Source organism: Bradyrhizobium sp. SHOUNA76, from assembly GCF_023006445.1.
GTDB lineage: Bacteria > Pseudomonadota > Alphaproteobacteria > Rhizobiales > Xanthobacteraceae > Bradyrhizobium.
This window is the reverse complement of the sequence record NZ_JALBHA010000478.1, coordinates 1-4,890: the sequence shown is the minus strand read 5'-3', so window position 1 is coordinate 4,890 and position 4,890 is coordinate 1. Positions and strand designations below refer to the sequence as shown.

The 4,890-nt window shown below is 64.9% G+C and carries 6 protein-coding genes; 3 read left to right on the top strand and 3 right to left on the bottom strand.

What is annotated here, in order from left to right:
* Positions 1 to 361 precede the first annotated feature (361 nt).
* Positions 362 to 688 carry a hypothetical protein gene (locus MOV74_RS31255; protein WP_246930767.1) on the top strand — a complete coding sequence of 109 codons (327 nt, stop codon included), beginning with the start codon at positions 362 to 364 and terminating at the stop codon, positions 686 to 688.
* 130 nt (positions 689 to 818) lie between these two features.
* Entirely contained in the window at positions 819 to 1,505 is a 687-nt protein-coding gene (locus MOV74_RS31250; protein WP_246930765.1) for a glutathione S-transferase family protein, read from the top strand.
* A gap of 57 nt (positions 1,506 to 1,562) precedes the next feature.
* On the opposite strand, the gene MOV74_RS31245 is transcribed toward MOV74_RS31250, so the two are convergent.
* From MOV74_RS31245 to MOV74_RS31235, 3 genes are all read right to left on the bottom strand, one after another.
* A complete protein-coding gene (locus tag MOV74_RS31245) occupies positions 1,563 to 3,572 on the bottom strand; it encodes a methyl-accepting chemotaxis protein (RefSeq protein ID WP_246930763.1) in 2,010 nt (669 codons plus the stop codon).
* Positions 3,573 to 3,964: 392 nt separating this feature from the next.
* The gene (locus tag MOV74_RS31240; RefSeq protein WP_246930772.1) at positions 3,965 to 4,132 is read right to left on the bottom strand and encodes a DUF1127 domain-containing protein; all 168 of its coding nucleotides are present in this window, start codon (positions 4,130 to 4,132) and stop codon (positions 3,965 to 3,967) included.
* Positions 4,133 to 4,185: 53 nt separating this feature from the next.
* Positions 4,186 to 4,629 carry a nuclear transport factor 2 family protein gene (locus MOV74_RS31235; protein ID WP_246930761.1) on the bottom strand — a complete coding sequence of 148 codons (444 nt, stop codon included), beginning with the start codon at positions 4,627 to 4,629 and terminating at the stop codon, positions 4,186 to 4,188.
* 90 nt (positions 4,630 to 4,719) lie between these two features.
* Here MOV74_RS31235 and MOV74_RS31230 point away from each other — a divergent pair.
* Positions 4,720 to 4,890, top strand: a 171-nt coding sequence (locus tag MOV74_RS31230; protein WP_246930770.1) for a LysR family transcriptional regulator, incomplete at its 3' end; no start/stop codon positions are given.

Sequence of the window (4,890 nt, the reverse complement as noted above, 5' to 3'; positions counted from 1 at the left end):
GCCTGTGCCAGAAAGATGCTCATCTTCGCTAACACAGTGGTAGCCCGCGGCACGCCATGGTGCGGCGAGCCGCCGGGATCACTCCCTGCTTCTTAGTTCGACCGGGACGCGCTTCTTCGTCCCGACCTGCGGCTCCTCCTGGCGCCGCGCGCAGCGTCCGTCAAGGATGGCCGTCGCTCGCCCCAACCTCACCCGATCTGCCGCCAGGCCACGCCTTGACGGACGCGAGCACGGCGTCATCATGGCAGGCGCAGGCGATCCGTACGGCTCAAAACACCGCCGCCATTTAATGGTTGCTACGGCACCTTGAATGCCGCGCCAGCCGGGACTAGATTAGCCCCGTCCTGACCGGCCTAGTCCCATGCGACGACAGTCCGAGACATTGCTGTTGGTGCCGCTGCTGCCGATCTTCCTGGTCGGCATGTTTCCGATGTTCCTGATCGCCCTGCTCGGATTCTTCGGCCTCGCGCTGTTCGGTGTGTTGGTGATCTGCGTCGGGCTCGCCAGCAGCAACGAGGCGCACGACAATTTCAATCACGACGTCATCGTCCACGGCTACGCGCGCGGATCGGAGCGCAAGGCGCGGGCCTCCGACATGCACCTCGCCACCCGGCTCGGACTGCGCCTGGAGGCGGTCGGCGTGGCGATGGTCATTACGGCGGCGATCGGCCTTTGTTACGCCGGCTGATCTGCGTGAGGCGCAGATACCGCCCGGCAAACTCGCCGGTTGCTCTCTTCGGCTGTTCGGGCAAGAGAAGACGACCCAGCGGCGATGACGCCGCGTTCGCTCTCGGCAAGAAACACTGGGGAGATGTGTGATGCTCAAATTCTATTTCAACGGTTCGCCGAACCCGACCAAGGTCGCGCTCTATCTCGAAGAGTCCGGCCTGCCCTACGAACCGGTGAAGATCGACACCCGCAAGGGCGAGCAATTCACGGCGGACTATCTGAAGGTCAATCCGAACGCCAAGGTGCCGGCGATCGACGACAATGGGGCGACCGTGTTCGACTCGAACGCCATCCTGCTCTACCTCGCCGAGAAGACCGGCAAGTTCCTGCCCTCAGCCAGCGTGCGTGGCGAGATGCTGTCGTGGCTGATGTTCATCGCCACCGGTGTCGGCCCCTATTCGGGCCAGGCGGTGCACTTCAAGCATTTTGCGCCGAAGGACCAGAACCACGACTACGCCCACAACCGCTACCAGTACGAGACCGATCGCCATTACAAGATTCTCGACGGTCATCTCAAAGGCCGCCGCTACATGGTCGGCGACGATTATTCGATCGTCGACATGGCGCTGTGGGGCTGGGCGCGGATGCTGCCGTTCAAGCTCGGCGACGACGCCTTTGCGCGATACCCGAACGTGAAACGGCTGGTGGACGAGATCTCGGCGCGCCCGGCGGCGGCGCGCGCGATCGCGCTGAAGGACAAGTTCGCCTTCAAGGCCGAGATGGACGATGAGGCGCGCGCCAACATGTTCAAGCACATGACGACCAAGGTCGCCTGATCGCGCCACGCCGCAATTAAGGGCCACGCCGGTGCGCGTGGCCCTTTGCTTTTCAGCTCAGGCGGCGTGAACCGAACTCAGGAACTTGGCAACTTCCTGCTTCAACCGGCTGCTGTCGGCCGACAGCAAGCGCGCCGCCGACAGCACCTGCGATGAGGCTGAACCGGTCTCGGACGCCCCGCGCTGCACGTCGCCAATGTTCGTCGAGACCCGCTGGGTGCCGTGAGCGGCCTGCAGCACGTTACGCGAGATTTCCTGCGTGGCCGCGCCCTGCTGCTCCACCGCAGCGGCGACCGCGGAGGAGATCTCCGACAGCCGCTCGATAGTGCCGCTGATCTCCCTGATGGCGCCGACCGATTGCTCGGTCGCCGTCTGGATGCTTGCAATCTGCTGGCCAATCTCGCCGGTGGCCTTCGCGGTTTGCTCGGCCAGCGCCTTCACCTCGGTGGCGACGACGGCAAAGCCGCGGCCGGCATCGCCCGCACGAGCGGCCTCAATGGTGGCGTTCAGCGCCAGGAGGTTGGTCTGACCTGCGATGGTGCTGATCAGCTCGACCACGTCGCCGATCCGGGCCGCGGCCTTGGAGAGCTCGCCGACGCGATCGTTGGTCCGGCTGGCCTGGCCGACGGCCTCGCCCGCAATGCGTGCGGACTCCTGCACCTGGCGGGCGATCTCCCCGACCGAGGACGACAGCTCCTCGGTCGCGGTGGCGACCGCCTGGACGTTCGCGGTCGCTTCCTGGGACGCGGAGGCCACTTCGGTCGACAGGTCCTGCGCCCGCGAGGCGGTCGTGGTCAGGGTGCCGGCGGAGGCTTCGAGCTCGCTCGAGGCCGTCGACACGGTGTTGACGATCTCGCCGACGGCCTGCTCGAACTGGTCGGCGAGCCTGGCCATGTCCTTCTTGCGGCTTTCGGCCTGCCCTGCCTCGAGCTCGGCCTGCTCGGCGCGCATGCGCTCCGTGTCGATCATGTTCTCCTTGAACACCTGGATCGCCTTGGCCATGTCGCCGATCTCGTCTTTCTTGCCGCGACCGGGGATCTCGACATCGAGATTGCCGCCGGCAATCAGCCCCATCGCGCGCGTCATCGAGGTCAGAGGGCCGACGATGCTGCGGGCGATCAGGAAGGCGACGATGCCGCCGAACAGGATGGCGAGACCGCCTGCAATCTCCTGAACGGTCGTCGTGCCGGCGATCACCGCTTCGGCATGGGTGCGCGAGTCCTGATAGTCCTTCTTCAGGGTGGTTTCAGCGGCCTTGAGCCTGCCGATGCTCTCGACGATGAGGGGCGCGAGGTTCTTGTGATAGATCTCGTCGGCCTGAAGCATCGCGGCGGAGGTCGCCTCGAACGCCGATTTGTAGATGCCGAGCGAGATCTTCACCGGCGCGAGCGTGGATCGCAATTCCGCTGCCTGCGGGCTTTTTTCGATCGCCGCGAGCCGCTGCGCCGCCCTGTCCACACTCGCCCGGAAGTTGGCCGGCCCCTGGGTGTCGCGCAGGGCCAGGAAACGCCAGTTTGCGACCCGAACAAGGAGGGTCCTGGATTCGAGGTCGGCGACGAGGGCCGCGGTGTCTTCGTCGACGGCTGCGCGCGCCGCGTCGACCAGCTTGCCCATCTTGACGGCCAGATCCTCGCCGCTCGGCAGCAACGTCGCCTTGCCCGTCCTCGCCTCGTTGACGGCGTCTGCGAGGTTGTCACGCAGGCGCCGCATCTTGGCGACGTCGTCAATGAGGCCGTTGTAGAGCGCTCGCCGCTCCTCCGAGAGCGTGCCCTTCGCGCCGACCCGCAACAGCTCGGTCGCCGCGGTTTCGCGCTCTTGCGCCTCTTTCATCGCGGGTTCGTTGGCATCGTAGACGTAGCGCAGATTAGCGCGCTGGATGGCCTGGAGGTGGGTCGAGATCTCCAGCACGCGCGCCGTGCTGTCCGAGAGCGCGGATTGTCTTGAGACCTGATCCTGGACCGCCCACAAATTCCAGACGGCAACCACCGCCATCACCAGACCAACCGCCACCAGGGCCATGAAGCCTGCGTACAGGCGTCCCCTGATCCGCAAACGAAACTTCGGCATTCCCACTGTCCACCCCGATGCATCCACTTCGAGCAGCCGAACGCTTCCGGCGATCGTCACCGGCCACCCTGGCAGCCGCGCGTCGCATCCTTGCGACCCACGCTGCACCGCGACACAATGGAGAACACTCGTTAATTGAACCTTCAAATTCCTCGCGCGTGCGCACCTCACCGCACATGAGAAGTGCTGATTTTATCGGCAGCTATGCGAAGTCATGCAAGAATCCGCAGCGGCGTGCATAGCGTCGTACGCGAACCTCTAGAGGGCGCTGGCCTGCTGCAATTTGCCGAGTGCGTTCTGATCACTTCGAGCGTGCACGGTTTCTGGACGACCGGCACCGGGGCAAGCTCCGCCGGAAGCGGCGCGGGCGGCGGCGCTTCCTCTTGATCGGTCTATTTCCGCCGGACCGGCTTTGTCAGTTCGTAGGCAATCTCGGCGGGGGTCATCCCGCAGTCCTGAAGCTCCCGCTCGGTCATCGCAGCGAGCTGGCATCGGACCCGGGACCGCTGCCGCCGGGCCCGCACGACGTCCACCAGCGTCCGCCACACCTGCACAAACATCGTGAGGCGTGACGGACAGGGCCGGCCGGAGGACGCGACGTCGTCCAATCCGGTCAGCTCGCAGCCCTCACGGGTGCTTGCGGATACGCGCCCAGCGCCCTCTCGGTCAGGACCGAGTCGCAGTACTCGCGGATTTCCTTGATCTTGCCGTGCTCGAGACGAAACACCAGGCAATAGTCGTTGTCGTAGCGCACGCCCTCAGGCGTGACGTTGTCGCCCTTGGCCTCCACGACGACCACATCGCCGTCGGCGATGAAGCGGTGCGCGACCGTGCGCGTGCGGTCGCGCAGGCGGGTGCGCACATAACCGTGCAGATCGTTGAGGATCGCCTCCTTGCCCGCAAAGGTGCGCGACCAGGAATATTGGCCGGTCACGACCCATTTGGCATCCTCGGCAAGGCTTGTAGTGAACAGGGCGCGATCGCGCGCGGCCGGATCGGGATTGGCAGCGGCGGCGAAAATATCCTGCATCAGTTTCTTGTTGGCGCTCGCGCTCATGGCGGCATCTCCTTTGGTGAGAACGCGGAGATCATCGCCGGCCGATCGACATTCTTCAAATCGATACTAAATATGATATGTATTCACTCCATGAATTTGAATTCGCTTGACCTCAACCTGCTGACCGCCCTCGACGCATTGCTGCGCGAGGCCAGTGTCAGTCGCGCCGCGCTTCGGATGGGCCTGTCCCAGCCGGCGGCGAGCCATGCGTTGCAGCGCCTGCGCGACATTCTCGGCGATCCGCTGCTGGTGCGCACCGGC

What these genes read in the sequence shown, in the direction of transcription:
- MOV74_RS31255 (WP_246930767.1), top strand. Translation starts at nt 362, where the DNA reads ATGCGACGACAGTCCGAGACATTGCTGTTGGTGCCGCTGCTGCCGATC.
- MOV74_RS31250 (WP_246930765.1), top strand. Translation starts at nt 819, where the DNA reads ATGCTCAAATTCTATTTCAACGGTTCGCCGAACCCGACCAAGGTCGCG.
- MOV74_RS31245 (WP_246930763.1), bottom strand. Translation starts at nt 3,572, where the DNA reads ATGCCGAAGTTTCGTTTGCGGATCAGGGGACGCCTGTACGCAGGCTTC.
- MOV74_RS31240 (WP_246930772.1), bottom strand. Translation starts at nt 4,132, where the DNA reads ATGTTTGTGCAGGTGTGGCGGACGCTGGTGGACGTCGTGCGGGCCCGG.
- MOV74_RS31235 (WP_246930761.1), bottom strand. Translation starts at nt 4,629, where the DNA reads ATGAGCGCGAGCGCCAACAAGAAACTGATGCAGGATATTTTCGCCGCC.